This window comes from Sphingomonas sp. PR090111-T3T-6A (assembly GCF_000383095.1).
In the GTDB taxonomy this organism is placed as follows: Bacteria; Pseudomonadota; Alphaproteobacteria; order Sphingomonadales; family Sphingomonadaceae; genus Solisphingomonas.
On the sequence record NZ_AORL01000004.1, the window covers coordinates 134,081 to 160,230 of the forward strand.

Here is a 26,150-nt window from a genome sequence, read left to right on the forward strand (position 1 = left end):
ATGATCGCAGCAATGCTCGCCCTGTTGCTGGCCGGCACACCTTCGCCCGCACCTGCCGATGCGGCCGCAGCCTCGGCCGCCACCACCTCCGCCGCCAGCAGCGCGCCCGACGACATTGCCGCATTGCGCCAGGAGATCGCGGCGGAACGCGCTGCGCTGGAAGAGCAGCAGCGATCGCTCGATGCCGAGCGCCGCCGGCTGGAATCGCTGGAGGCGCGCTTCTACGCCAAGGTAGGCGGCGCGCCGGCGGTGGCGAGCGCGGGCCAGCCCGGCGAAGTGCCGCTCCCCGTCTCGCCCCCGCCGGCACCGCCGGAGCGGGCTCCGGGCAGCAGCGCGGGCGGCGTCCAGACCGTCGGCGAGGCCCCCACCGATCAGCGCCAGGTGCAGGTCGCGGTGCTGGACGCGCAGGGCGGCATCATCACCAAGAAGGGCCGGCTGACGCTGGAGAGCGATCTCGAATATGCCCGCGCCGACAACAACAGCGTGATCTTCCGGGGCGTCGAGGTGCCGGCCTCCGTGCTGGTCGGCGTGTTCGACATCAACCAGAGCCGGGACGACTTTCTGACGGCCGCAGGCGTGGCGCGCTTCGGCGTCACCAACCGGCTGGAGATCAACGGCCGCATCCCCTTCGTCTACCGCTCCAGCAAATCGGTGCTGGCGCCGGTGGCGGACCCCAACAACCCCAATGCCGGGCAGATCGACAAGCCGGTGAACAATGGCCATCTCGGCGATGTCGATTTCGGCATCCGCTATCAGTTCACCGACGGGCATAACGGCTCGCCCTATCTGATCGCCGGCGTGCAGGCGATCGCCCCGACCGGAACCAACCCCTTCACCGTCCCTCGCGATTCGCTCGGCAACGCTTTGAAGGCGGCGACCGGCGCCGGTTTTTGGGGCTTGCAGCCCAACCTCACCGCGATCTTGCCCACCGATCCGGCCGTGCTGTTCGGCACGATCGGCTACACCTACAACTTCCCTAACTCGCCCAACACGGTGATCGGACCGGCGCTGATCGAGCGGGTCTGGCCGGGCGGCGAGCCGAGCGCGAGCGCGGGCATCGCCATCTCGCTCAATCCGCGCACCTCGATCAGCCTCGGCTATGCGCACACCTGGGTGCTGGGGACGAAAAGTCGTCTCAGAACCTTCAACACCCAGACCGGGGCATATAACGATCCCACCACCCAGAAGACGCGCGATCTGCAACTGGGACGCTTCCTGTTCGGCGTCAGCTATCGCGTGAACCAGCGCACCACGATCAACTGGAGCATCGAGGCCGGCGTGACCGACGACGCGACCGACCTGCGCACGACGCTGCGTATTCCGCTCACCTTCGACCTGTTCTGATCCGTCCGTCCACCCACCGCGCGAGGCCTTGTCCCGCGCGGTGGAATCGCGCCGGAACGGGGCGCGGCGAAGCCTGCGCTCGGGCATCCCAAGAAAGCCTACATTGACTCCGGCGCCACATTCCTCTTGAGGGATCGCATGGGCCGACCAGCCCTTTTGTTAGCGCGACGCGACCAGTCGCCCATCGGTTTCCGGCTCCGGCCGCGATCGGTGGGGGAAGGGAGAGCGACCAGTCGACGCGCTTGCCATTGATATTGCGACAGGTTCGCAATATGTGCGCGCGACTAGTGGAGACTTCGTTCATGTACCTTCTCATCGACCAGCCGGTTCACCGGCTCAGCCAGGGCAGTCGATTCCTGCTCTGGGCGATGCGGAGCTGGGCCACGGCGGCGAGCGCGGGCACCAGCCCGTCGGCGGCGCTGGCGCCGGCCTTCGAGGGCATGGGCGTGACCACCGCGCTGCCGGCGTTCGACGCCGTGATGGCGATGCTCGACAAAGACGGGCTGGAGAAGCTCGGCCTCGCTCCGATCGGCAGCACGCGGATCGGCGAGGACGAGGCGATCCTGCTGACGCTGTGGAGCGCCACCCTCGATCCCGCGGGCCATGATCGTCGCGACGATACGCTCGCTCTGCTGGTCGCCGAAGAGGCCGTTTCCCCGATCGCGATGGCGCTGGACGAAGCGACCCCCATCCTCGCCGACATCGGGCTCGCCCCGACCGGCATCGCAACCCACGACAATCAGGAGGCCGGCCGTTGAGCGAGCTTCACACCCTTACGCCCACCACTGCGCTCAGCGTCGAGACGGTTACGCGCGTCCATCACTGGAACGAGCATCTCTTCAGCTTCTCGATCACCCGCCCGTCGAGCTTCCGCTTCCGCTCGGGCGAGTTCGTCATGCTCGGCCTGCCGGACGGGCAGCGCCCGCTGCTGCGCGCTTACTCGATCGCGAGCCCGGCCTATGCCGAGGAGCTGGATTTCCTCTCGATCAAGGTGCCGGACGGCCCGCTGACCTCGCGCCTCCAGACGATCAAGGAGGGCGATCCCGTCTTCCTCGGCCGCAAGCCGACCGGCACGCTGGTGGCCGACGCGCTGCTGCCCGGCCGTCGCCTGTTCCTGCTCTCGACCGGCACGGGCCTCGCGCCCTTCCTGTCGATCATCCGCGATCCGGACATCTATGATCGCTTCTCGCAGATCATCCTGGTCCATTCGGTGCGCCGCGTGAGCGATCTCGCCTTCCGGGGCGAGCTTGAGGCGCAGCTTGCCGACGATCCGCTCGTCTCGGATCAGGCGCTGCTCCAGTTCCACTACATCCCGACCGTGACGCGCGAGCCGTTCCACACCTCGAAGCGCATCGGCGGCCTGATCGAGGACGGCACGCTGTTCGGCCCGACCGTGCTCGGCGAGCGCGCCTTCGACCCCGAGCATGACCGCGTGATGATGTGCGGCAGCATGGCGATGATCAAGGATCTGGCCCACACCTTCGACGGTCTCGGCTTCTCCGAGGGTTCGAACGCGGCGCCGGGTCATTATGTGATCGAGCGCGCTTTCGTCGGCTAAAGTTGTCTGAGACGACTTTTTAAAGGGCGGTCCCTGCCAAGGGGCCGCCCTTTTTCTATGCGCCCAGCGTGATGCGCTGGGTGGCGAGCCGCTCGGCCTCGGCGACGTCGTGGGTGACATAGAGGATCGGCAAGGAGAGTTCGTCGCGGACCCGCTCGATCAGCGTCATGATCTCGGCGCGGCGGGGTGGGTCGAGCGAGGAGAGCGGCTCGTCCATCAGCAGCGAGCGCGGACCGGAGAGCAGGGCCCGCCCGATCGCCACCCGCTGAGCCTCGCCGCCGGACAGCGAGCGTGGCCAGCGGTCAAGCAGGTGGCCGATGCCGAGGAACGAGACGACTTCCTCCAGCCCGATCCAGCGATCCCCCGGTGCGGCGAGCCTGTGGCCGTAGAGGAGGTTGGCGCGCACCCGGCGATGCGGGAAGAGGCGGGCGTCCTGGAAGACATAACCGATGCGACGCTTGTCCGGAGGCAGGTCAATCCCGGCGGCCTTGTCGAACAGGGATATGCCGTCGACGCGGACATGCCCGCGATCGGGTTTCAGCAACCCCGCCACCATCGCCAGCAGCGAGGTCTTGCCGGCGCCGGACGGGCCGGTCAGCGCGGTCAGGCCCGGCCCTACCGAGAAGGCGGCCACGATCTCGGTGTCGCCGAGCCGCTTGGCGACGTTGATGTCAAAGGACATGGCCGCCCCGTCCGAAGGCATGGCGTCGGTTGAGCCATTCCGACGCCACCAGTGCCCCCAGCGACAGTGCCACCGAGATGATCGCGAGCCGCGCCACGGTGGCATCGTTGCCCGGCATCTGGAGCGCGGCATAGATGGCGAGCGGCAGGGTCCGCGTCTCACCGGGGATGTTGGAGACAAAGGTGATCGTCGCCCCGAACTCGCCGATCGAGCGCGCGAAGCCCAGCACCAGCGCCGCCAGCACCCCCGGCATCGAGAGCGGCAGGGTGACGGTGCGGAAGGCGTGCCACGGGCTCGCCCCGAGCGTGCGGGCGGCGCCCTCCAGCCGCCGGTCCACCGCCTCGATCGACAGGCGGATGGCGCGGACCATCAGCGGCAGCGCCATGATCGCGGCGGCGAAGGCCGCACCCGTCCAGCGGAAGATCAGCGTGATGCCGAACCAGTCGTGCAGCGGCCCGCCGATCGGCCCCCGCAAGCCGAAGCCGATCAGCAGCAACCAGCCCGTCACCACCGGCGGCAGCACGAGCGGCAGGTGGACCAGCCCGTCCAGCACCGCCTTGCCCGGAAAGCGCCCGCGCGCCAGCAGATAGGCGAGCGCGAACGACACGGGCAGCGCCAGCCCCACCGCCACCCCGCTGACCTTCAGCGAGAGGCGGACGATCTCCCAGTCGTCGGCGCTGAGCGTCACGCCTCAGGGCCGGTGGGTCAGGAAGCCGTAGTGCTGGAAGATCGCCCGGCCCGCGCCCGAGAGCAGGAAGCGGCGAAAGCCCTCGGCCTCCGGATTGGTCGATCCGGTCAGCCGCGCGATCGGATAGGTGACGGGCGGATGCGTGTCCTCGGGGAAGATGCCGGCGATCCGCACCGCCTTGGACGCCTTGGCGTCAGTCTCGTAGACGATGCCATAGGGTGTCTCGCCCCGCTCGACGAAGGCCAGCGCCGCGCGCACGCTGTCACCGCGCGCCACCTTGGGCTCCACCTGCGGCCAGACGCCGAGCGCGGTGAGCGCCGCCTTGCCATATTTGCCGGCGGGCACCGAATCCGGGTCCGCCATGGCGAGGCGTCCGTCGCCGAGCGCCTGCGCCAGCGAGAAGCCCTTGCGGATCGCGATCGATCCCTTGGCGGCCACAGGCGCGATCAGCACCAGCCGATTGGCGAGGAACGAGACCCGCGTGCCCGGCGCGACATGGCCGTTCTTCTGCACATCGTCCATCCACGGCTCATCGGCCGAGATGAAGATATCGGCGGGCGCGCCCGCATCGATCTGGCGGGCGAGGGCGGAGGAGGCGGCGAACGAGATGGTCGGCCTGGCATGGCCCTTGGCGGCCCAGGCGTCCGCGGCGGCGGTGAGCGATTCCTGAAGACTGGCGGCGGCGAGCACCAGCGGCGCCTTCGCATCCCGCGCGACGGCCGGCGTCAGCGCGGTCAGCGCCATGGCCAGCCCCGCCAGCACGCGCGTCCAGATTCCCCGCATCCTTCGGTCCCCCCGATCGGTTTCAGCCGTCACGATATAGGACCATGGCAGGTTTCGTCACCGCTTTTGCGGCATCCACGAAGAAGTGTGGCGGCGTATCAGGTCTGCGTTGACCGCGCCCTCATCCTTGTGGCAAGCGGCAGGCGGCCGGGCGGGTGTAGCTCAATGGTAGAGCAGAAGCCTTCCAAGCTTACGACGAGGGTTCGATTCCCTTCACCCGCTCCAGCCCATCAAGCGCCCTTTAGCGGCGCAGCTCCTCGGTCAGCGACATTTCGGAGATCGGCTCGAACTGGCCGAGCTTGCAGCTGACCTCGCGCGTGGGTCCGCCGGCGCCGATCGCGCCGAGCAGGCTGCCGTCATGATGGATGACCTGCACATTGTCGCCCTCGCACAGCTCGACGTCGCCCACGGCGCTGAGCTTCAGCTTGTCGACATTGTTGATGCGCAGCAGATCCTCGCACGGCTCGGGCAGGTGGTTACGGAAGGCGCCGCCGCCGCTGACGTGGAAGATCAGGCGCGAATCGGACTCCGCCGTCTCGTCGCGGATCGAGTGGATCGGGATACACTGGCGCGTGGCTGCGATATGCTCGCGCCGCGCGCCGGCCGGGCTGGTGGACGACAGCGCCAGGACCAATGCCAGCGGCACGAGGGCCAGAGGGGCGAAGTGGTGGGCTCGCATCATGTCATCCTTCCGCAATGGCGCCGCCTGTCCCTCGCGAAGGAGTGTTACAGTTTGGCGTCACCCGCAAGCGCATAGCGGTGGCGGCCATGATAGCTCGCCATCACCGGGATCAGCATGAACACAGCGAGCGCGGCATTGCCGAGCACATAGGCGCTGCCCGATCCGGTCAGCCCGAACAGGTGTGACAGCACGGCGAGCGCGGCGAGATAGAAGATCGTCGCCGCCGCCTGCGCCACCAGCGCGGCGCGCTGCCGCCCGACCATGTAGAGCAAAGATTGCAGCGGCGCGCTCGCCATCGACACCATCAGCGCGAACATCATCAGGCTGAGCAGGCCATAGGCCGGCAGATATTTGTGCCCGAACAGCCCGATCAGCGGCTTGCCGCCGAGGAAGATCAGCCCGACCACGACGATGCCGAGCCCACCCGCCAGCGCGCCGGTGCGCAGCGCCAGCTTCCACGGATGTTTGCTGGAGGGATCGAGCCGCATGATCTCGGGATAGAAGCCCTTGGTCAGCAGGTCGGCGGGCTTGCTCGCGGAATCGAGCAGGGTGGCGGCGATGCCGTAGAGGCCGGCCGCCGCAGGCCCCAGCACGCCGCCGACGATCAGGTTGCTGACCGGCCCCCAGGCGGAGCTGAGCGAGGTGGCGATGTTGGTGGACCACACGAAGCTCCACGCATCCGGCAGCCGCCGCGCCGCGCCGAACAGGCCGGGGCGGAGCGCATCGAGCATGTCGTGCCGCTTCAACTCGCGCACCGCGAGGCCCCACAGGGTCAGGTCGCCGACGATGTCCGCGATGTACCAGGCGACGACGAAGCCCGGAAAGCCGAGATGGAAGATGTAGGAGATGCCTGCCCCCGTCGCGCGCAGGAGCGGGGTCGCCAGCCCCTGCTTGGCGATCAGGTCGAACCGGTCGAGCAGGCGCATCACGCCGGTGGGCGTGGCGGCCGCCATGGTCGGCACCAGCGTGCAGTAGAAGAGGGTGAGGCCGAAATGGTCGGCGTCGATATGGAGCGTCGGCGCGAGCCAGAACAGCGCCGCCATCGCCGCCGCCATGCCGACGAGCCCGCTCAGTATGTCGAGGCCGAAGGCGAGGCGGATGGCATCGCGCGCGGGCTTGCGGTCGCCCTTCTGCAGCGCAGGTGCACCGTAGCGAATGATGACCTGCCAGCTCTGGAACTTGGCGATGCCGTTCGCGCCCACCGCATAGGCGTGGACGATCATCAGCATGCCGAACACGGCCGGGTCGAGCGCATGGCTGGCGCAGGCGAGCGAGACGAGGCCGAACAGCGCGCCGACCAGCTTGGTCGAGCCCAAATAGCCGGCGTTGCGCAGCACTGCGCGGAACACGCCGTCCTTGAACCAATGCCTCATGGGTGGCGGATCACACCGCGACCGGGGCGGCGATATGCGGGTGAGGATCGTAATCGACCACCTCGAAATCCTCGATGCGATAATCGAAGATCGAGTCCGGCTTGCGCAGGATGCGGAGCCTGGGCGTGCCCCGTGGCTCGCGGGAGAGTTGCTCGGCCACGAGATGCTCGTGGTTCAGATAGACATGCGCGTCGCCGCCGCTCCACACCAGCTCGCCGGGCTCCAGCTCGCATTGCTGCGCCAGCATCCGGATGAGCAGGGCCGCCGAGAAGGCGTTGAACGCGAAGCCGAGCCCGAGATCGCACGACCGCTGCCACAGCATTCCCGAAAGTCGGTCAGCCGAGACATGATATTGATAGGTCATGTGGCAGGGCGGCAGCGCCATCTCGTCCAGCTCGGCGACGTTCCAGCCGGTGAAGATATGCCGCCGCGACGCCGGGTTGTGGCGCAGGCCGTGGACCAGCATCGCGATCTGGTTGATGCCGGTCGCGGCGCGGCGGAACAGCTCGGGATGCACGGCGTCCGGCTCGAAGCGCGGCCAGTCCACCCACTGTTTGCCATAGACCGGGCCGAGATCGCCCCACTCCGCCGCGAAAGCGTCGTCGTCGAGAATGCGCTGCTCGAAGGTGTCGCGGTCGATCGCTTCGCCCGAGTGCGCGCGGTAGCGGGCGAGCGGCCAGTCGGTCCAGATATGCACCTTCTGCTCGACCAGCGGGCGGATGTTGGTCGATCCGCTCAGGAACCACAGCATCTCGCGCGCCGCCACCTTCCAGGCGATGCGCTTGGTGGTGAGCAGCGGGATCGCGTCGTCGGCCAGCGAGAAGCGCATCGTCGCCCCGAACAGCGAGCGCGTGCCGACGCCGGTGCGGTCGCGGCGCTCGTCGCCATGCTCCCACACCTGCCGCAGCAGATCGAGATATTGATGCTCGGGATGGCGGGGAGAGGGCATTCAGGCGCTCCGGAACAGGAAGATGCGCACCATAGCGGCTTTGGCGGGACCGGCCAGTGGCCGGCGTGTCAGAGCGCGCGGCCGGCGGCGTCGCAGGGGCGGATCGCGCTTGGATCGGGGCGAGGCCCGCGCGCCACGAACAGGGAGAGATAGCCGCCGACCGAGGGCATCGCCACCTGCTTCACGCGCTCGAAGCCCACCGCCTTCAGCTCGCACAGCAGCAGGCCGGCCGGCGTGCCGTGGGCCGAGGTCGGCCGGTCGGCATCCACCACCACGAGCTGCCCGTCGGGCTTGAGCGCCGGCCGCACGTTCCACAGGAACTCATAGGGCTGCTCGATCTCGTGATACATGTGGACCATCAGCACGCGATCGAAACTGCCCGTCGGCAGGCGCGGATTGGCCGGATCGCCGAGCCGGACGCTCACATTGTCCAGCCGCTCGCGGGCGACGCGCTCGGCGAGCTTGTCGTGCACCTCGGGCACGATGTCCTCGGCCAGCACGCGGCCCTTGTCGCCGACGCGGGCGGCGAGGCGGATGGTGTAATAGCCCTCGCCCGCGCCGATGTCCGCGACCGTCATGCCCGGCCGGACGCCGGCCTTGTTCATCACCGCGCGGGCCTCGTTCACCTTGTCGCGCGATTTCTCGGTGGAGATGCTGTCCTGCTCCAGCGCCGCCACGGGGCGGGCGGGGAGGGGGAAGCCATCCTTGTTGCGCGCCAGCCGGCTTTGCTCATCCGAGCCCCGCGCGCAGCCTGCGAGCGGGGCCAGGAGGATCAGGATGCCGGCAAGGACGCGCGAAGGCGTCAATCGACGTCCTCCACCTCCACCGTCTCGCCGGTCACACGCTGCGAGAGGGCGGCCGCCATGAAGGGATCGAGCGCGCCGTCAAGCACGTCCGATGGCGCCGTGGAGGTGACGCCGGTGCGCAGGTCCTTCACGAGCTGATAGGGCTGGAGGACGTAGGAGCGGATCTGGTGGCCCCAGCCGATGTCGGTCTTGGTGGCGTTGGTGGCGTTGGCCACCGCCTCGCGCTCGGCCAGCTCGCGCTCATAGAGACGGGCGCGGAGCTGGTTATAGGCCTCGGCCTTGTTCTTGTGCTGCGAGCGCTGGTTCTGGCACTGCACGACGATGCCGGTGGGCATGTGCGTGATGCGGACCGCCGAATCGGTGGTGTTGATATGCTGGCCGCCCGCGCCCGAGGCGCGATAGGTGTCGATGCGCAGATCGCTCTCGTTGATGACGACGTCGATATTGTCGTCGACTTCCGGATAGACCCACACGCTCGCGAAGCTGGTGTGGCGGCGCGCCGAGCTGTCATAGGGCGAGATGCGGACGAGGCGGTGGACGCCGCTCTCGGTCTTCGCCCAGCCATAGGCGTTCTCGCCCTTCAGCATCATCGTGGCGGACTTGATGCCCGCCTGTTCGCCCGAGTGATAGTCGACCAGCTCGACCTTCATGCCGTGCCGCTCGGCCCAGCGCTGGTACATGCGCTGGAGCATCGAGGCCCAATCCTGGCTCTCGGTGCCGCCGGCGCCGGCGTTGACCTCGATATAGGTGTTGTTGGCGTCGGCCTCGCCGGCGAGGAGTGCCTTCACCTTGTCGGTCTCGGCGCGTTCGGCCAGCGCGGCGAGCGAGGCGTTGGCCTCCGCCTCCATGTCGGCGTCGCCCTCGGCCTCGGCCATCTCGATCAGCTCGACCGTGTCGTCGCGGTCCTGTTCGATCGTCTTCACCGCCGCGATCGATTCATCGAGGCGGCGGCGCTCCTGCATGATCGCCTGCGCCTGCTTGGGATCGTTCCACAGCGCCGGATCCTCGACGCGCGCGTTCAGCTCGTCGAGGCGGCGCAGCGCGCGGTCCCACTCGATGAAGCGGCGGACGAGCGCCATCGCGGCATTGATCTTCTCGACATGAGCTTGCGCTTCGGCGCGCATCGTCTGTTTTCCTTCGTCTCAACAACCCGCCCGGGACATCCTGCTGTGTCGAGCGATGTCGAGACACGGTGCGGCGGGCAAATGGCCCCAACGGGGGCACGCTATGAACGTAGGATTTAGTAAATCCCACCCTCTCTCTGCAAGAAGTCGCTGTCGCGGGGCGTCGGTTGGGCCTTGGGCGCTTCCTTGACCGCCGTCTCGCGCTTGATGGTGCGGCGCGGCTCGGTCTCGGGCTTGAACGCCTCCCAGATGATCGGCGAGAGCGGATCGGGCGACGGCCAGCCGCCATAGACGCGGCGGCCCGAATGGCGGTCGATCCGGACCATGCGGATGCCCGGCGCGAGGCGGAACGGCACCACCGGGTCCTTCGCCATCGTCGCCAGCGCGAACTGCTTGAAGATCGGGGCTGCGATCGTGCCGCCCTGCGCATAGCCGCCGAGCGGGCGCGGCTGGTCGTAGCCGAGATAGACGCCGCCCACGAGATCGGCCGATCCGCCGACGAACCAGACGTTGGTCGGGCCGGAGGTGGTGCCGGTCTTGCCGAACATCGGCCGGCCGAGATCGCGCAGGAGGGTAGCGGTGCCGCGCTGGACGACGCCTTCCATCATGTGGACGATCTGCGTCGCGGTCAGCGGATCGATCACCTGCCGGCCGCGCACAGGCGGGCGGGGCATGGCCTTGCCGTCCCAGTCGGGGGCGTTGCAGCCGTCGCAGGGACGGGTGTCGGCGCGGTAGATCACCTTGCCGTGGCGATCCTGCACATAGTCGATCAGCGTCGGCGGCATCTGGCGGCCGAGATTGTCGAGCGCCGAATAGGCGTTGACCATCTTGAGCACCGTCGTATCGCCCGCACCGAGCGCGAAGGCGAGCTGGTTCGGATAGTCGCCGACACCGAGCTTGCGCGCCTGATTGGTCACCTTGTCCATGCCGATCTGGCTGGCGATGCGGACGGTCATCAGGTTGCGCGATTGTTCGAGGCCCCAGCGCATCGTCTGCGGGCCGGCATAGCCGCCCGAGAAGTTGCGGAAGCATTTGGTGCCGAGCCGCGCCGTCTGGAACACGCAGAACGGCCCGTCGACGACGATCGAGGCCGGCGTCATGCCGTTGTCGAGCGCGGCCGAATAGACGATCGGCTTGAAGGTGGAGCCGGGCTGGCGCCTGGCCTGCGTCGCGCGGTTGAAGCTCGCGCCCTTGAAGTCCCACCCGCCCTGCATGGCGAGGATCTGCCCGGTGTGCGGGTTCTCGATCACCATGCCGCCCGAGATCGCCGGGATCGAGCGGAGCGACCAGGTGCCGCCCTCATTCTTCACCACGATCACGTCGCCGGCACGCAGGAAGTCGAAGGCGCGCCCGCCGACGCCGCGCTTGGGCATGATCGCAGCGCCCGCCGGGAGCGTTCCGGTCGAGCCGTCCTCGAAGCCGAGCTGCGCGCGGCCATCGCTCTTGGAGAGGACGACGGCGGCCTTCCAGTCGGCATAGCCGGTGCCGACATTGAGCGAGAGCAGGCGGCCCTGCCAGCCTTCGCCCACCTCGATATGGCGGATCGGGCCGCTCCAGCCCTTGCCGGTATCGTAGCGGACGAGGCCGTCGCGCAGCGCCTTCTCGGCCGCCGCCTGCTTCTCGGGATCGAAGGAGGTGCGCACCCACAGGCCGCCCGCATAGACGGAATAGGCGCCGTCCTGCTCATTCTCGCCGAACTTGTCGATCAGCTCGCGGCGGACCTCCTCGACATAATAGCCCTGCGGCAGATCCTGTTTCGCGGAGGCGCGGCGGATCGTGCCGAGCGGGGCGGCGTCGGCGGCCTCGCGCTGCTGGGCGGTGATGTAGCCGTTCTTCTGGAGCTCGCGCAGCACATAGGCGCGGCGCGCCAGCGCGCGGTCGGCGTCATGCTCGGGCGTATAGTTGCTCGGCGCCTTGGGCAGGATGGCGAGATAGGCCATCTCCGGGAGCGTGAGGTCCTTCACGTCCTTGCCGAAATAGGCCTGCGCCGCCGCCTCGACGCCATAGGCGTTCCGGCCGAGGAAGATCTGGTTGAGATACAGCTCCATGATCTGCTGCTTCGAGAGCGTGTTCTCGATGCGGACCGCGAGGATCGCCTCGCGCACCTTGCGCTTCACGGAATATTCGTTGCCGGTCAGCAGATTCTTGGCGACCTGCTGGGTGATGGTCGAGCCGCCGCGGGCGCGCTCGCCCGAGCCATATTTGCGGGCGTAATCGAACACCGCGCTGGCGAGGCCGCCGACGTCGATGCCGTGGTGCGAGAAGAAGGTCTTGTCCTCGGCCGAGACGAAGGAATCGACGAGCAGCGGCGGAAATTCGGCATAGGAGAGCTGGATTCGCCGCTCGCGCGCGAAGGTGTAGATCGGCTGTCCGTCGATCCCGCGCAGGTTGGTCGGCAGCGGCGGCTCATAGCTCAAGAGCTTGTCGGTGGACGGCAGATCGCGCGCGAAGATCAGCCAGATCGCCAGCCACGCCACGAGGATCAGGGCGACGAACGCCCCGCCGATCTTTGCCCATCGCGACGCCAGCAAGCGGCGCCACCGCTCGCCGTCGCTGCGCTTGATTCTGATGGGGCCGCTGCTTTCCGCCTGATCGTCCATGTTGGTCTGCGGTCTAGCAGCTTGTGTGCGCTTTGGAAGCCGGCGCGGGCGAAGGGCGGCGCGGTCGCCGCCCCTCAGGCACGCTCAGTCCTTCATCGCCAGGTCGGTGCGGCCCAGTCGACGGGCGAAATGTGCCTCGACTGCATGGGTGACGCCGACGGCGAGGCGGTGCTGATAATCCTTCGAGAAGAGGAGGTGGAGGTCCTCCGGGCTCGACATATAGCCGGTTTCGAGCAGCACGGCCGGCACGTCCGGCGCCTTCAGCACGGCGAGGCCGGCGAAGCGGTGATAGGTCGTCTTGAAGTCCACCCGCTGATCGGTCAGCTCGCGCTGGAGCAGATCGGCGAAGCGCGACGAGGTGTTCATCGTCTCGCGCTGGGTGAGGTCGATCAGGATCGACGACACGTCGTTCGACTGCTTGTCGAGATTCACGCCGTTCAGGATGTCCGCCTTGTTCTCCTTGGCGGCGAGGCGGGCGGCCACCCGGTCCGACGCGACCTCCGAGAGGGTGTAGACCGTGGCGCCGCTGGCGTTCGAGCCGGGCGCGCTGTCGCAATGGATCGAGATGAACAGGTCCGCGTGCAGCCGCCGCGCGATCTCGCGACGCTCGGAGAGCACGAGGAAGCGGTCGTCCGAGCGCGTCATCGCCACGCGCACGCGGCCGCTCGCGAGCAGCGCGCTGCGCACCGCCTTGGCGATGGCGAGCGAGGCGTCCTTCTCGCGATATTTCCCATCGGTCGAGAGCGAGCCCGGATCATGGCCGCCATGGCCGGCGTCGATCACCACAAGCGGCTTGTCGGCGCGGCCCGCGACGGAGGGCATGGGAAGCTGATAGGGCTGCGGCTCGTCGAGCGGCACGGTGAGCCCGGCGCGCACCAGCGTGGCGCCGCCGGTCGGGGCGGAGCCGCCGCCATAGACGGTGCGCCCGGCGCGGGTGGCCGCCGCAAAGGCGCGCGGTGTCGCATCGGCGAGGCGCAGCACGAGCGATTTGCGATCGTCGGAAAAGCTGGCGGACTGAACCACCGTTGGCCCGGACAGATCGAACACGACCCGGCCGACCCCCGGCTTCACCTGGCCCACGCGGGTCTGGATGATCGGCCCGCCCGAGGCGCTGGCCGCACCGGGCACGAGGCCCGCCACATCCACCGCCAGACGGCGCGGCGTGTCGAGCAGGAAACCGGAAGCGCCATCCACCGCCGTATCGAAGGCGAGCGTGATCGCGTTCCCGTCCACCGACACGGAACCGAGCGCCGCGGCGGCGGCGGGATTCAGCGGCGCAAAGACAGCGCCAAGAAGAAGCAGCAACACGCTGCCCGCCTTGCGGCGAGCGTGCGACCGCATCGAGTCCATTCGCATGAGCCCGTTGGTCCCCAACAGCGCTCCCCCGGCTCCCTGACTAGGGTGAGCACCTGTCGGCAGGGTGAATGTCTGCGGTTAGTTTGTCATTAACCAACGGGGAAGTAATACGGGAGTGGAACGATGGGCTGTGTTTCAGTCGGGGGAAATCGTTTCCGCCACCAGTGATTTCAACGGAACGGCGGGGTCGGCAAGGCGCCGGGGATCAGCCGCGACTCGGCCGATAACCAGGGAGCGGCCCTGTACATAGTCCTTGACGCTATTCACGCAGTCGAGCGCGATCACCCGGTTCTGCTTGAGGTAAACGATGGTGAAGGCGCGCGAGGCCGGGTTGCCGCGCAGGATTTCCAGATCGTGCCCGATCGACAGGCCCACCGTCTGGAGGCGCAGGTCATACTGGTTGGACCAGAACCACGGCACCGCGTCATAGGCTTCGGGTTCGCCGGCGATGGTGCGGGCGACGACGGTGGCCATGTCATTGGCGTTCTGCACCGATTCCAGGCGGATCGGCATCCCTTCCGCGAACGGGTTGGCGTGGAGCGCGCAGTCCCCCACCGCGAAGATGTCGGGCAGAGAGGTGCGGCCATGCTCGTCCACCGCGACCCCGTTTCCGCCTTCGGCGCCCGCCGCACGCAGCGGTTCCACCGCGGGCACGATGCCGATGCCGACGACCACCATCTCGGCCGGGATGACCTCGCCGCCGGCCAGCCGCACGCCGGTGACGCGCCCGTCCTCGCCTTCGATATGCTCCACTGTTGCGCCGAGCCGGACGTCGACGCCGTGCGCGCGATGCTCTGCCTCGTAGAAGCGCGACAGTGCCTCGCCGGCGACGCGGGCCAGCACGCGGTCGAGCGCCTCCAGCACCGTCACCGTCTTGCCGAGCTTGGCCAGCACGGCCGCCGCCTCCAGCCCGATATAGCCTCCTCCGATCACGGCGACGCGGCTGGTGGTGGCCAGCTCCTCCATCATCCGGTCGACATCCGCGCGGGTGCGCACCGAGTGGACGCCGCCCAGATCATGGCCTTCGCAGGCGATGCGCCGGGCATGGCCGCCGGCGGCCCAGATCATTTGCCCATAGCCGATCGTCTCACCGTCCGCCGTGGTGACGCTATGCCCTTCGGGGTCGACCGAGACGACGCGGCGGCTGGTCAGCATCGTCACCTCGCGCTCCGCCCAGAAGGCTTCGGGGCGGATCAGGATGCGCTCGAACGGCTTTTCCCGCGCGAGATAATCCTTGCTGAGCGGCGGGCGCTCATAGGGGATTTCAGGCTCCTCGCCGACGATCGCGATCGAGCCTGCGAACTTGCGCTGCCGGAGCGCGATCGCCGCCTGCGCGCCGCCATGGCCCGCGCCCACGATCAGCACATCATATCGCGTCGCCATGCCCATGCTCTCCGTCGGCCTTCTTGCAGATCGCATTATGCGTGGCGGAGGGGCGGGAACAGCCTCTTTCAATGGAGCACGGCGGCTGTGGATGTCCGATACCGCATTCACGGCACGGCCGCCGCGGCGGGAGTGGCGAAGAATATCTGGAACCGTAACAGCTTGTTGGCTTTTGCCATCGATGGTGCCGCCGATCAGGAACGGGACACGGGCATGAGCGATATCGCGGTGGAGGCACACGGCCTCGTCAAGCTGTTCGAGGGCGCGCGGGCCGTCGACGGGGTGAGCCTGTCGGTGCCGACGGGCAGCATTCATGGCGTGCTCGGCCCCAACGGCGCGGGCAAGACGACGACGCTGCGCATGCTGCTGGGCATCATCGATCCGGACGAGGGCTGGCGCGCGTTGTTCGGCGAACGCGATCCGCTCCGCGCGGCCTCGCTGATCGGCTATCTGCCCGAGGAGCGCGGCCTCTACCCCAGCATGACGCCGCGGGACGCGATCGGCTTTCTCGGCGCGCTGCGCGGCTTGTCGCAGGCCGAAGGGTGCCGCCGCGCGATGGAGCTGCTGGAAGGCGCGGGGCTCGGCGAGGTCGCGATGCGGCCGATCCGCACCCTCTCCAAGGGGCAGGCGCAGACGGTGCAACTGCTCGGCACCATCGTCCACAAGCCGCGTCTTCTGGTGCTCGACGAACCCTTTTCCGGCCTCGACGCGATCAACCAGCAGCGGCTGGAGGGGCTGATCCGCGCGGAGGTGGCGGAAGGCGCGACGGTGCTCTTCTCCACCCATGTCATCGCCCATGCCGAGCGGCTGTGCGAGCGGATCACCGTCATCGCCAGGGGCGGAGTCCGCTTCGACGGCAGCGTGGCGGAGGCGCGGGACCGGCTGCCGTCACGCGTCCAGCTCCGCACCCGCCGCGTGGACGGGGCATGGCGCGCGAGCCTTCCCGCCGACACCATCCAGCGCGATCATGAGTGGAGCTTCGTGCTGCCGCCTGGCGGCATCGAGCCGGTTCTGGAGGCGCTGATCGCGGGCGGGGCGGGAATCGAGGCGCTCCAGATCGAGCGGCCGAGCCTGCACGAGGCTTTCGTCGATCTCGTCGGCGAGCCCGTCGCTGACCCCGAGGGCGAGGAGCTGGCGGCATGAGGCGGCTGATATCCGCGGCCTGGGTGATCGCGCGCCGCGATTATGGTGCGACCGTCTTCTCGCGCATCTTCCTTCTGTTCCTGCTGGGGCCGCTCTTCCCGATCCTGTTCGCGTTGATGTTCAGCGCAGTGGGGAGCAATTCGGATGGTCCGCCGTCGCGTCCGGTCGTGGCGGTCGCCACCGATCCGACGTCGACCGGCGCGCTGCTGGCCGCGCGTGCGAAGCTCGCGAACCGGCTCGGTGACGATGCCCTGCCCGATCTCGTGGCGGCATCGGGTGGAGACGCCCGTCGCCTCCTGCAAGGGCGAACACCCTATGCCGCGGCGCTCACCGGCTCGCTCGCGAGCCCGCACATCACCCTGTCGGGCGGCGCGCCGGCATCGACCGTCGATGATCTGTCGCTGGTGCTCGATACCGCGCGGGCCACGGCGGCGCTGGGCCGGTCGGCGCCGCCGCCGGTGGCTTTGCCCGAACGGCGCGTGGCCTCCTCGCCTGCCGAAAACGCGCATGACCGGGTCGCGCTGGCGCGTGCCGGGCAGACGGCGCTGTTCTTTCTCATCGTGCTGCTCGCCGGCATGTCGCTCTCCACCTTCATCGAGGAGAAGTCGAACAAGGTGATCGAGGTGCTGGCGGCGGCCGTGCCGGTGGATGCCATCTTCCTCGGCAAGCTGGCCGGGATGCTCGCGATCTCGCTCACCGGCGTCGCGGTCTGGGGAATGATGGGGGTGGGCGTGGTGCTGACGCTCTTCCCCACGCTGTTCGCCCATGCCGTCGTGCCGGCCGTCGGCTGGCCGGCCTTCGTGGCGCTGGCTCTGATCTATTTCGTGGCGAGCTATCTGCTGCTCAGCGCGGTCTTCCTGGGGCTGGGCTCGCAAGCGGGCTCGCCGCGCGAGATTCAGGTGCTGGCGATGCCGGCGACGATGATCCAGCTCCTGCTGTTCGCCTTCGCTTCGGCCGGGGTCGCGCATCCCGAAGGCTGGGTGGCGAAGGCGGCGGCGATCTTTCCGTGGAGTTCGCCGCTGGCGATGCTGGCGCGCGCGGCGGAGCGGCCGGCGCTCTGGCCCCATCTGCTGGCGCTGGGCTGGCAGATCATGTGGCTGGTGCTGGCGCTGCGTGCCGCCGCCGGACTGTTCCGCCGCGCGGTGCTGAAATCCGGCGGCGGGCGGCGCTGGTGGAGCCGCGCCGCCCGCGCCTGACGATCAGGCGATCCGGTCGGCCGGGCCGCCCAGCTCAAGCGCCTGCGAGATCCGCTCCGCCGCCGCGATCAGCGCCGCCGTGGTGCCCGCGCGATCGACCTGCGCGCCCGCGCCGTCGACGAAGGGCACGGTCAGCGCCGCCTGCGCCGCACCATGCAGCAGCACCGGCGCCGACAGGTCGGTGATGGCGGTGAGCATCGGGCTCGCCATGGCGACATGGCCAGCCGCCTCGACCTCGGCGAGTCGCGCGGGGAGGCTATCCGAGTCGATTCCCGCCGCTGCGATATCGCGCAGCATGGCGGCGCGGGCGGCCTCGGGCTGGAAGGCGAGCAGCACATGCCCCGATGCCGACAGCGTCAGCGGGCGGCGATAGCCCATGCGCACCGCGAAACCGAGAAGACCCGGCGCCTCGACATTCGCGACCACCACCATCTCCGCGCCGGAGACGATCGCGAGATGGCAGCTCTGCCCCGTCGCCGCGGCGAAATCGTGCATTTCCGGTAGCGCGCACGCCAGCAGCTCGCGGACCGGCGGCTGCTGCATCCCGAGCGCGAAGAGCCGGTTGGTGAGCCGATAACCCTCGCCGCTGCGCGCAATGTAGCCATGCTCCTCGAGCACTTGCAGCATGCGGAAGATCTCGCTGACCGAGCGCCCCAGCGCGGCCGAGATGTCGGACATCGGCATGGCTATCGTCGTTCCGGCCAGAAATTCAAGGATTTCAAGGCCTTTTTGCAATGCTGGCGCGCGATACTTCCCCTTTACCGTGGCCACTCTGCCTCCCTTTTCTGCGTCCCGCACGACCGGCGAATTTCCGCGCAATTCTTGTAGGCGGCGGCCGCGCATCTCGCAATGAAATCACATCTGAAACACGATTTTATATTTCATATCGCGAAAACTGCTGCTACCGGGAGGCCAAGGCCCCGGCAGCATTGACTGCGAGGAGAGGCCGTTGGGGAGGACATGCGACGGGCTCGGCCCGCACATCCCGCCTCCTAACTTTCACTGCGAGGGCTTCCTCGCGCATTCGATTGTTAGCGCTAACGGCCCGCGCTCCGAGCGTGGTGGCCCCGTAAGGAGGGGTTTGAATCATGAAGTTCCGTCCCATGCAGCATGAGTCCGCCCGCGCCGCGCGCGCCTTGCTGGCCGGCTCGTCCTTCGCCGTGCTGGCGGTTGCTGCACCGGGCGTTGCCTTCGCGCAGGACGCCGCCGCTCCGACGCAGGTCGCCGCCAACACCGCCGCCGCTCCCGCTCCGGCTGCCGCCGATCAGGGTCAGCCGTCTGCCGATGCAGGCGCGGGCGAAAACGCCATCGTCGTCACGGGCGTGCGCGCCAGCCTTCGTTCGGCCGAATCGATCAAGCGCAACTCGCCGCAGATCGTCGACTCGATCGTCGCCGAGGACATCGGCAAGCTGCCGGATCGCAATATTGCCGAAGCGCTTCAGCGCATCTCGGGCATTCAGATCCAGCGCACCTATGGCGAGGGCAGCGCGGTCCAGATCCGTGGCCTCACCCAGGTGCGCACCGAGCTTAACGGGCGCGACATCTTCACGGCCGGCGCGCCGGGCGACGATGCCAAGAGCCCTCCGGGGACCCTGAGCCTCCAGGATGTGCCTTCGGAACTGCTGGCCGGCATTGACGTCTACAAGAATCCGTCATCCGATCTGATCGAGGACCAGCTCAGCGGCACGATCAACCTGCGGACCCGCAAGCCGTTCGATTTCGACGGCTTCAAGATCGCGGCCGCGGTCAGCAACACCTATTATGACCTGGTCAAGGAAAGCAGGCCGTCAGGCTCGTTGCTGGTGAGCGATCGCTGGGATACGGGCATCGGCGAGATCGGCGTCCTCGTCAGCGCGTCCTATCAGAAGACCGCCTTCCGCCAGGACACGATCTCGACCGAGCCGTTCAACACGCTCGACACCAGCCTGAAGGCGGACGGCACGCCGACCAATCAGGCCGACTATGACGCGGCGAAGACGCTCGGTCGCCTCGATCAGACGACGACACTGGCGCACGGCACCGGCATCGGCGAGGTCTACGGCAATCGTCGCCGCTTCGGTCTGGATACGTCGGTTCAGTGGCGGCCCAGCAGCACGCTGGAGTTCACCGGCGAGGTGTTCCGCAGCGATTACAAGTTCCGGTTCGACGACTATAGCTATTTCGCCGAGCCGGCCGGCGCCCAGATGTCGCCGACTCCGGGTGCAGCCTTCACCTTCGCGCCGAACGGCGACGTCCAGAGTGGCACCTACCAGAATATCGCGCTCGCGGCGAACACCAGCCTCGAGACCCGGCATTCGGTCACGACCGATTACTCGCTCAACGCCAAGTGGAAGCCCACGGATCGCCTGACGATCACGGCCGATGGCCAGTATGTCGATTCGACGACCCACGACACGCGCTCGATCATCGGCCTGAACGGTTCGGGTGACGGCACGCTGGTGCAGGATATCACGGGCTCGGTTCCGTCTTTCTCGATCACCACGCCGGAGGGTGCGAACAATCGGTCGAGCTATAATGCCGCCTTCTACCTCGACGACCTGAACCACTCCCGCGCCAAGGACAAATCCGGCCGGATCGACGCCGAATATCGGGTCGGCGGCATCCTGCAATCGATCAAGGCGGGCTTCCGCTATTCCGATCGCTCCAGCTCCATGAGCGATACCGGTTATCGCTATACCCAGCTCTCCACCGTGCCGACCGATCTGGAGGACGTCAGCCTCGACGACTTCTTCCGTGGCGATGCGGGGGTGCCGGGCGATGCCCTGTTCTTCTCGCGTGGCACGACGCTCGACTATGACAAGACGCTTGCCGCGCTGAAGATCGCGTCGCCTGCGACCTATCTGCCGAGCGGAACCAGCGCCCAGTCCCAGAAGACCTATGCGGGCTATATCTCGGCCTATTTCAAGGCGGATCAGCTGCCGATCCCGATCGACGGCAATATCGGCGTCCGCTTCGTCCGGACGCAGGAGTCCACCATGGGCTACTATCAGCAGACGGATCTGGTCACGCAGCCGAACGGGCAGCAGAGCACCGGCAACACGACGTCGAACCTGGTCGATTTCTCGAAGAGCTACAGCAACTGGCTGCCGAGCCTGAATTTGCGTGCCCACCTGACCGACAATCTGCAGCTCCGTTTCGCGGCGTCGAAGAACATCTCGCGTCCGACGCTCACGCAGCTCAACCCGGCACTGTCGATCACCGAGCCGGGCACCGCGCAGATCAACCAGGAGCATGATACGACCGGAGGCAATCCGTTCCTGAAGCCGATGAAGTCCAACAACCTGGACGTTTCGGCGGAATGGTACTTCTCGCACACCGGATCGCTGACTGCGGCGGCTTTCTACAAGGACATCAAGAACTACATCCAGACCGGTATCTCGAATCGCGATGTCACCTTCACCGACGGCGTGACGGCGACGTACAATGTGACGTCGTACGACAACGTCGCCGATGCCAAGGTGAAGGGCGTCGAGGTCGCCTATCAGCAGTTCTTCGACTTCCTGCCGGGCGTGCTGAAGGGCCTCGGGATGCAGGCCAACTTCACCTATGTCGACTCGAAGGCGCCGAGCCCGGCGACCGAAGGTCCGGTTCACAACGTGTCGCTGGAAGGCCTTTCCAAGTATAACTACAATCTGGTCGGCATCTACGAGCGCGGCAAGATTTCGGCGCGTGTCGCCTATAACTGGCGCAGCAAGTTCCTGCTGACCACCTCGGGCAACGGCTCGGGCAATCTGCCGGTGTTCGAGAAGGCCTTCGGCCAGTTCGATGCGTCGATCACCTATGACGTGACCCCGCATTTCTCGCTGACGTTGCAGGGCGTGAACCTCACCAACACCAGAACCTCCACCTATTACGGCATCGAGACCCGCCCGCGTGACTCGATCATCAATGATCGTCAGCTCAGCGGCGTCGCCCGGATCACTTTCTGAGGACGGTGTGATCGGCCTAATCTTCTCCCTCGACTGCGGCCGGAGCCTTCGGGTTCCGGCCGATTTTTTCTGTCGTGCGGTTGAAGGCCGCGGCGGGCACAGTGCCGGCCGGAGCGGGGAGGGGATCGATGACTGAATATGGAGCGCGCGCCGGTGCGGGGCGAGCAGCGATGGTCCTGACCGTCGGGCTGTTCTTCCTGTGGGGCGTCGCCAACAATCTCAACGACGTGCTGATCGCGCATTTCCGCGCGCTGTTCACGCTGGGCGACCTGCAATCGGGTCTGGTCCAGTCGGCCTTCTATCTGGGCTATTTCTGCTTTGCGATCCCGGCTTCGCTGGTGATGCGGCGCTTCGGCTACAAGAATGCGGTGGTCTTGGGCCTGCTGTTGTTCGGGGCGGGGGCGTTGCTCTTCTGGCCCGCGTCGGCGACGCTGAGCTACGGCTTCTTCCTCTTCGCGCTGTTCGTGATCGCGAGCGGCCTCGCCTTCCTCGAGACGGCGGCCAACCCGATGGTCGCGGCGCTCGGCCCGGCCGAGAGCGCCGAGCGGCGGCTCAACCTCGCGCAGGCCTTCAATCCGCTCGGATCGATCACCGGCGTGGCGCTGGGCGCGCATCTGATCCTGTCGGACACGGCGCGCGATCAGGCGGCGGGCGCGGCGGCGGTGCGGCTTCCTTATCTCATCATCGCGGCCGTGGTGCTCGGCTGGGCGGCGCTGATCGTGGCGACGCGCTTCCCGGCGGTCGCGACGCGCGGGCAGGTGGTGGAGGAGCGCGCGCCCGGCGCCTTCCGCGAACTCTTCCGGAGGCCGCGCTATCTGGCGGGCGTGGGCGCGCAATTCTTCTATGTCGGCGCGCAGGTCGGCGTGTGGAGCTTCCTGATCCGTTATACGGCGGTGGCGCTGCCCTCGCTCGGCACGAAGGAGGCGGCCTGGTTGCTCACTGCCTCGCTCGGACTGTTCATGGCGGGGCGTTTCGCGGGCTCGGCGCTGATGGCGCGAGTGTCCGGTGCGCGGCTGATGCTCATGTTCGGGCTGATCGATGCGGCGCTGTGTCTCGTCGCGGTGACGGCCGGCGGATGGATCGGGGTCGCCGCGCTGGTCGCGTCGAGCGCCTTCATGTCGATCATGTACCCGACCATCTTCGTCCTCTCGCTGCGCGGCCTCGGCCCGCTCACCAAGCCGGGCGCATCGCTGATCGTGATGGCGATCATCGGCGGCGCGGTGCTGACCGCGCTGATGGGCCTGCTGTCGGACCTGACCGGCACGATCCGCGCCGCGATGCTGGTGCCCGCTTTCTGCTTTGCGGTAGTGGCGATGTTCGCCCGCCTGCATCTTTCCGACCGAACGGAGGCTACGGCATGACGCTCCAACTTCCCCCACTGGGCATGGGAACGGCTGCGATCGGCAATCTCTACCGGGCAATGCCCGATGCCGAGGCGCACGCCGCCGTCCGGGCCGCGCTCGATGCGGGCATCCGCTATTTCGATACCGCGCCGCATTACGGCTTCGGCCTCGCCGAGGAGCGGCTGGGCGCGGTGATCGAGGGGCGCGATGATGTCATCGTCTCCACCAAGGTTGGTCGCCTGCTGGTGCCGACCGAGGCGACCGGCGAGCGTCATGGCTTCGTCGACGCGCGTCCGTTCGAGCCCGTGTTCGACTATTCGCACGACGCCGTCCTGCGCAGCCATGAGGAGAGCTTGCGTCGCCTCCGCCGCGACCGGGTGGACATCCTTCTTGCCCACGACATCGGCCACCTCACCCATGGCGACCGCCATCAGGCGGTGCTCGCCCAGTTCCTCGACGGCGGGTATCACGCTATGCGTCGGTTGCGCGACGAGGGTGCGGTCGATGCGATCGGTATCGGCGTCAATGAGGTGGCGATCTGTCTCGATCTGGTGGAGCGTGTCGAGCTGGATATGATCCTGCTCGCCGGTCGTCATACGCTGCTGGATCGCAGCGCCGAGGCGCTCCTCCCGCTTTGCGAGGTGAAGGGCGTCCGCGTGATTGTCGGCGGGCCGTATAACAGCGGCATCCTCGCCCGTCCGCTCGCCGAGGCGACGAACCTCCATTACGATTATGCCGCCCCGCCGTCCGCGATGGTGGCAAAGGTCCGCGCGATCGAGGCCGAGGCGGGGCGCTTCGGCGTGTCGCTGCCGGTCGCGGCGCTTCATTTCCCGCTCCGCCACCCGGCGGTCGCCAGCGTGATCCCCGGCATGGCGAACGCCGCCGAGGTGGCCGACAACGTCGCCCGCCTCGCCACGCCCGTGCCCGAGGCGACGTGGGCGGCGATCGACGGCCTCTCTGTGGACCCTGCCCTATGACCCAGCTCATCCTGCTTCATGAGGACGACAATGTCCTCGTCGTCGTCTCGCCGATCGAGGCGGGCGACATCCTCACCATCGGCGGCGGCACCGTGCCCGCGCGCGAGGGGATCACCGTCGGCCATAAAGTGGCGCGCCACGCGCTCAAGGCCGGCGACAAGGTCATCAAATATGGCGCGCCGATCGGATCGATGACGGCGTCGGCCGAGCCCGGAGAGTGGGTCCACATGCACAATATGAAGAGCGATTATATCGCCAGCCACACCCGCGCCGTCGTGGGAGGCAAGGCATGATCGAAGGCTTCCTCCGCCCGGACGGCCGCAAGGGCATCCGCAACGTCACCATCGTGGCCTATCTCGTCGAGTGCGCGCACCATGTCGCGCGTCGCATCGTCGACAAGGCGGACGATCCCGACGTGCATCTGGTCGGCTTCCCCGGCTGCTATCCCAATGCCTATGCCGCCAAGGTGATGGAGGCGATCGCCACCCATCCGAATGTTGGCGGCGTGGTGCTGGTGTCGCTGGGCTGCGAGAGCTTCAACCGCGAGCGCCTGCGCGCGGTGGTCGAGGCGAGCGGGCGGCCGGTCGAGCTGCTGGTGATTCAGGAGGTCGGCGGCACGGCGGCGACCACCAAGGCGGGCCTCGAAGCGGTCGAACGCGTCCGCGCCGAGGCGGCTAAGACGCCCCGCGTGCCGATGGCCGTCGAGGAATTGGTCGTCGCTACGATCTGCGGCGGTTCGGACGGGACGAGCGGCATCACCGCCAATCCTGCCGTGGGCCGCGCCTTCGACCGCTTCGTGGCGGACGGCGCGACCTGTATCTTCGAGGAGACGGGCGAACTGGTCGGCTGCGAGACGATCATGGCGGATCGTGCGATCACGCCGGAACTCGGCCGCGAGATCGAGGCCTGCGTCGAGAAGGCCGAGCGCTACTATACCATCATGGGCTTCGGCAGCTTCGCGCCGGGCAATGCCGAGGGTGGCCTCACGACGCAGGAAGAGAAGTCGATGGGGGCTTACTCCAAGTCGGGCTCGTCCCCGATCAGCGGCATCATCAAGCCGGGCGATCTGGCGCCGACTGGTGGCCTCTATCTGCTCGACGTGGTGCCCGACGGCGAGCCGCGCTTCGGCTTCCCCAACATCTCGGACAATGCCGAGATCGTCGAGCTGATCGCCTGCGGGGCGCATGTCACGCTCTTCACCACGGGCCGCGGCTCGGTGGTGGGATCGGCGATCTCGCCGGTCATCAAGATCTGCGCCAACCCCGAGACGGGCCGCCGCCTTGCCGCCGACATGGACGTCAATGCCGGCCGCATCCTCGAAGGCGAGGCGACGCTCGCGCAGGTGGGCGATGAAATCTACGACCGCGTGATCGCGGTCGCCTCAGGAGAACGCAGCGTGTCCGAAGAACTGGGCCACCGGGAATTCATCCTCACCTACAAGGCGTTCGAGCCGGTCGGCCCGGCCTGCCTCCCCACCCGCGCGCGGCCGGTGCTGGCATGAGCGGCCGTCTCGCCGGCAAGACCGCGCTGGTGACGGCGGCGGCGCAGGGCATCGGCCGCTCGACCGCCGAGTTGTTCGCGAAGGAAGGTGCGCGCGTGATCGCGACCGACATCCGCGAGGATCTGCTCGAAGGGCTCGTCGGATGCGAGACGCGCCGCCTCGACGTGACAGACGCGGCCGCGATCAAGGCGCTCGCCGCCGAGATCGGCACCATCGACATTCTCGCCAATTGCGCGGGTTTCGTCCATGCGGGATCGATCCTCGAATGCGAGGAGGATGCGTGGGATTTCTCGGTCAGCCTCAACATGACCGCCATGTACCGCATGATCCGCGCCTTCCTGCCGGGTATGGTGGAGAAGAGCGCGGGCTCGATCGTCAACATCGCCTCGATCGCGAGTTCGGTGAAGGGCATCCCCAACCGCTTCGCCTATGGCGCGACCAAGGCGGGCGTGATCGGGCTGACCAAGGCGGTTGCCGCAGACTTCGTGGCGAAGGGCGTGCGCTGCAACTGCGTCTGCCCCGGCACGGTGGACTCGCCCTCGCTCCAGCAGCGCTTGCGCGACACCGGCGACTATGAGGCCGCGCGCACCCAGTTCGTGGCGCGCCAGCCGATGGGCCGCCTCGGCGAGCCGGGCGAGATCGCGAACCTGATGCTTTATCTCGCCAGCGACGAATCCGCCTTCACCACCGGCGCTGTCCACGTCATCGACGGCGGCTGGATCAACTGAGGAAT

The 26,150-nt window shown here is 67.8% G+C and carries 23 protein-coding genes and 1 tRNA gene; 12 read left to right on the forward strand and 12 right to left on the reverse strand.

Going from position 1 to position 26,150, the window contains the following annotated elements:
• From ST3T6A_RS0101125 to ST3T6A_RS0101135, 3 genes are all read left to right on the forward strand, one after another.
• Complete coding sequence (locus ST3T6A_RS0101125; protein WP_157602264.1) at positions 1-1,344, forward strand: transporter; 1,344 nt, start codon at positions 1-3, stop codon at positions 1,342-1,344.
• 302 nt (positions 1,345-1,646) lie between these two features.
• Positions 1,647-2,102 (forward strand): hypothetical protein, encoded by a 456-nt coding sequence (locus tag ST3T6A_RS0101130; protein ID WP_019831044.1) that lies wholly within the window; start codon positions 1,647-1,649, stop codon positions 2,100-2,102.
• Positions 2,099-2,902 carry a ferredoxin--NADP reductase gene (locus ST3T6A_RS0101135; protein WP_019831045.1) on the forward strand — a complete coding sequence of 268 codons (804 nt, stop codon included), beginning with the start codon at positions 2,099-2,101 and terminating at the stop codon, positions 2,900-2,902. The genes ST3T6A_RS0101130 and ST3T6A_RS0101135 overlap by 4 nt, the downstream gene beginning before the upstream one ends.
• A 55-nt stretch (positions 2,903-2,957) precedes the next feature.
• Here ST3T6A_RS0101135 and ST3T6A_RS0101140 read toward each other — a convergent pair whose 3' ends face one another.
• The 3 genes from ST3T6A_RS0101140 to modA are packed head-to-tail and all read right to left on the reverse strand — an operon-like array spanning position 2,958 to position 5,055.
• A complete protein-coding gene (locus ST3T6A_RS0101140; protein ID WP_026359321.1) occupies positions 2,958-3,584 on the reverse strand; it encodes a molybdenum ABC transporter ATP-binding protein in 627 nt (208 codons plus the stop codon).
• Positions 3,574-4,272: a molybdate ABC transporter permease subunit gene (gene modB / locus ST3T6A_RS0101145; RefSeq protein WP_019831047.1), complete on the reverse strand. Its 699-nt coding sequence runs from the start codon at positions 4,270-4,272 to the stop codon at positions 3,574-3,576. Before modB ends, ST3T6A_RS0101140 begins: the two co-directional genes overlap by 11 nt.
• Positions 4,273-4,275: 3 nt before the next feature.
• Positions 4,276-5,055 (reverse strand): molybdate ABC transporter substrate-binding protein, encoded by a 780-nt coding sequence (gene modA / locus ST3T6A_RS0101150; protein WP_026359322.1) that lies wholly within the window; start codon positions 5,053-5,055, stop codon positions 4,276-4,278.
• 151 nt (positions 5,056-5,206) lie between these two features.
• Here modA and ST3T6A_RS0101155 point away from each other — a divergent pair.
• Positions 5,207-5,280 (forward strand) — tRNA-Gly (locus ST3T6A_RS0101155).
• Between the two features lie 16 nt (positions 5,281-5,296).
• Here ST3T6A_RS0101155 and ST3T6A_RS0101160 read toward each other — a convergent pair.
• From ST3T6A_RS0101160 to ST3T6A_RS0101195, 8 genes are all read right to left on the reverse strand, one after another.
• Positions 5,297-5,737, reverse strand: coding sequence for a hypothetical protein (locus ST3T6A_RS0101160; protein WP_037537338.1), 441 nt, complete (start codon positions 5,735-5,737; stop codon positions 5,297-5,299).
• Positions 5,738-5,781: 44 nt separating this feature from the next.
• Entirely contained in the window at positions 5,782-7,110 is a 1,329-nt protein-coding gene (locus tag ST3T6A_RS0101165) for a lipopolysaccharide biosynthesis protein (RefSeq protein WP_019831050.1), read from the reverse strand.
• Positions 7,111-7,120: 10 nt separating this feature from the next.
• Complete coding sequence (gene thyA, locus ST3T6A_RS0101170) at positions 7,121-8,059, reverse strand: thymidylate synthase (RefSeq protein WP_019831051.1); 939 nt, start codon at positions 8,057-8,059, stop codon at positions 7,121-7,123.
• A gap of 68 nt (positions 8,060-8,127) precedes the next feature.
• On the reverse strand, positions 8,128-8,865 hold the full coding sequence (locus ST3T6A_RS0101175) for a class I SAM-dependent methyltransferase (protein ID WP_019831052.1): 738 nt from the start codon (positions 8,863-8,865) through the stop codon (positions 8,128-8,130).
• Positions 8,862-9,989 (reverse strand): peptide chain release factor 2, encoded by a 1,128-nt coding sequence (gene prfB, locus ST3T6A_RS0101180; RefSeq protein WP_019831053.1) that lies wholly within the window; start codon positions 9,987-9,989, stop codon positions 8,862-8,864. The genes ST3T6A_RS0101175 and prfB overlap by 4 nt, the downstream gene beginning before the upstream one ends.
• Positions 9,990-10,105: 116 nt before the next feature.
• Complete coding sequence (locus ST3T6A_RS0101185; RefSeq protein WP_019831054.1) at positions 10,106-12,589, reverse strand: penicillin-binding protein 1A; 2,484 nt, start codon at positions 12,587-12,589, stop codon at positions 10,106-10,108.
• A gap of 84 nt (positions 12,590-12,673) precedes the next feature.
• The gene (locus ST3T6A_RS0101190) at positions 12,674-13,897 is read right to left on the reverse strand and encodes an N-acetylmuramoyl-L-alanine amidase (RefSeq protein WP_235785695.1); all 1,224 of its coding nucleotides are present in this window, start codon (positions 13,895-13,897) and stop codon (positions 12,674-12,676) included.
• Positions 13,898-14,080: 183 nt separating this feature from the next.
• The gene (locus ST3T6A_RS0101195) at positions 14,081-15,334 is read right to left on the reverse strand and encodes an FAD-dependent oxidoreductase (protein WP_019831056.1); all 1,254 of its coding nucleotides are present in this window, start codon (positions 15,332-15,334) and stop codon (positions 14,081-14,083) included.
• A 207-nt stretch (positions 15,335-15,541) separates the two neighbouring features.
• Between ST3T6A_RS0101195 and ST3T6A_RS0101200 the strand changes: the two genes are divergently transcribed.
• A complete protein-coding gene (locus ST3T6A_RS0101200) occupies positions 15,542-16,471 on the forward strand; it encodes an ABC transporter ATP-binding protein (protein ID WP_037537373.1) in 930 nt (309 codons plus the stop codon).
• Positions 16,468-17,667, forward strand: coding sequence for an ABC transporter permease (locus tag ST3T6A_RS0101205; protein WP_019831058.1), 1,200 nt, complete (start codon positions 16,468-16,470; stop codon positions 17,665-17,667). Before ST3T6A_RS0101200 ends, ST3T6A_RS0101205 begins: the two co-directional genes overlap by 4 nt.
• A 3-nt stretch (positions 17,668-17,670) precedes the next feature.
• Here the strand turns inward: ST3T6A_RS0101205 and ST3T6A_RS0101210 are convergent, their stop codons facing one another.
• Entirely contained in the window at positions 17,671-18,465 is a 795-nt protein-coding gene (locus ST3T6A_RS0101210) for an IclR family transcriptional regulator (protein WP_328285142.1), read from the reverse strand.
• 290 nt (positions 18,466-18,755) lie between these two features.
• On the opposite strand from ST3T6A_RS0101210, the gene ST3T6A_RS0101215 reads away from it, so the two are divergent.
• The 6 genes from ST3T6A_RS0101215 to ST3T6A_RS0101240 all read left to right on the forward strand — a co-directional run bounded on the left by ST3T6A_RS0101215 (position 18,756) and on the right by ST3T6A_RS0101240 (position 26,145).
• Positions 18,756-21,596: a TonB-dependent receptor gene (locus ST3T6A_RS0101215; protein WP_019831060.1), complete on the forward strand. Its 2,841-nt coding sequence runs from the start codon at positions 18,756-18,758 to the stop codon at positions 21,594-21,596.
• A gap of 128 nt (positions 21,597-21,724) precedes the next feature.
• Entirely contained in the window at positions 21,725-22,957 is a 1,233-nt protein-coding gene (gene fucP / locus ST3T6A_RS19025) for an L-fucose:H+ symporter permease (protein WP_157602267.1), read from the forward strand.
• Positions 22,954-23,916 (forward strand): aldo/keto reductase, encoded by a 963-nt coding sequence (locus ST3T6A_RS0101225; protein WP_026359325.1) that lies wholly within the window; start codon positions 22,954-22,956, stop codon positions 23,914-23,916. Before fucP ends, ST3T6A_RS0101225 begins: the two co-directional genes overlap by 4 nt.
• Positions 23,913-24,209: a UxaA family hydrolase gene (locus ST3T6A_RS0101230; protein WP_019831063.1), complete on the forward strand. Its 297-nt coding sequence runs from the start codon at positions 23,913-23,915 to the stop codon at positions 24,207-24,209. The genes ST3T6A_RS0101225 and ST3T6A_RS0101230 overlap by 4 nt, the downstream gene beginning before the upstream one ends.
• Positions 24,206-25,417 carry a UxaA family hydrolase gene (locus ST3T6A_RS0101235; RefSeq protein WP_019831064.1) on the forward strand — a complete coding sequence of 404 codons (1,212 nt, stop codon included), beginning with the start codon at positions 24,206-24,208 and terminating at the stop codon, positions 25,415-25,417. Before ST3T6A_RS0101230 ends, ST3T6A_RS0101235 begins: the two co-directional genes overlap by 4 nt.
• A complete protein-coding gene (locus tag ST3T6A_RS0101240; RefSeq protein WP_019831065.1) occupies positions 25,414-26,145 on the forward strand; it encodes an SDR family oxidoreductase in 732 nt (243 codons plus the stop codon). Before ST3T6A_RS0101235 ends, ST3T6A_RS0101240 begins: the two co-directional genes overlap by 4 nt.
• Positions 26,146-26,150 lie beyond the last annotated feature (5 nt).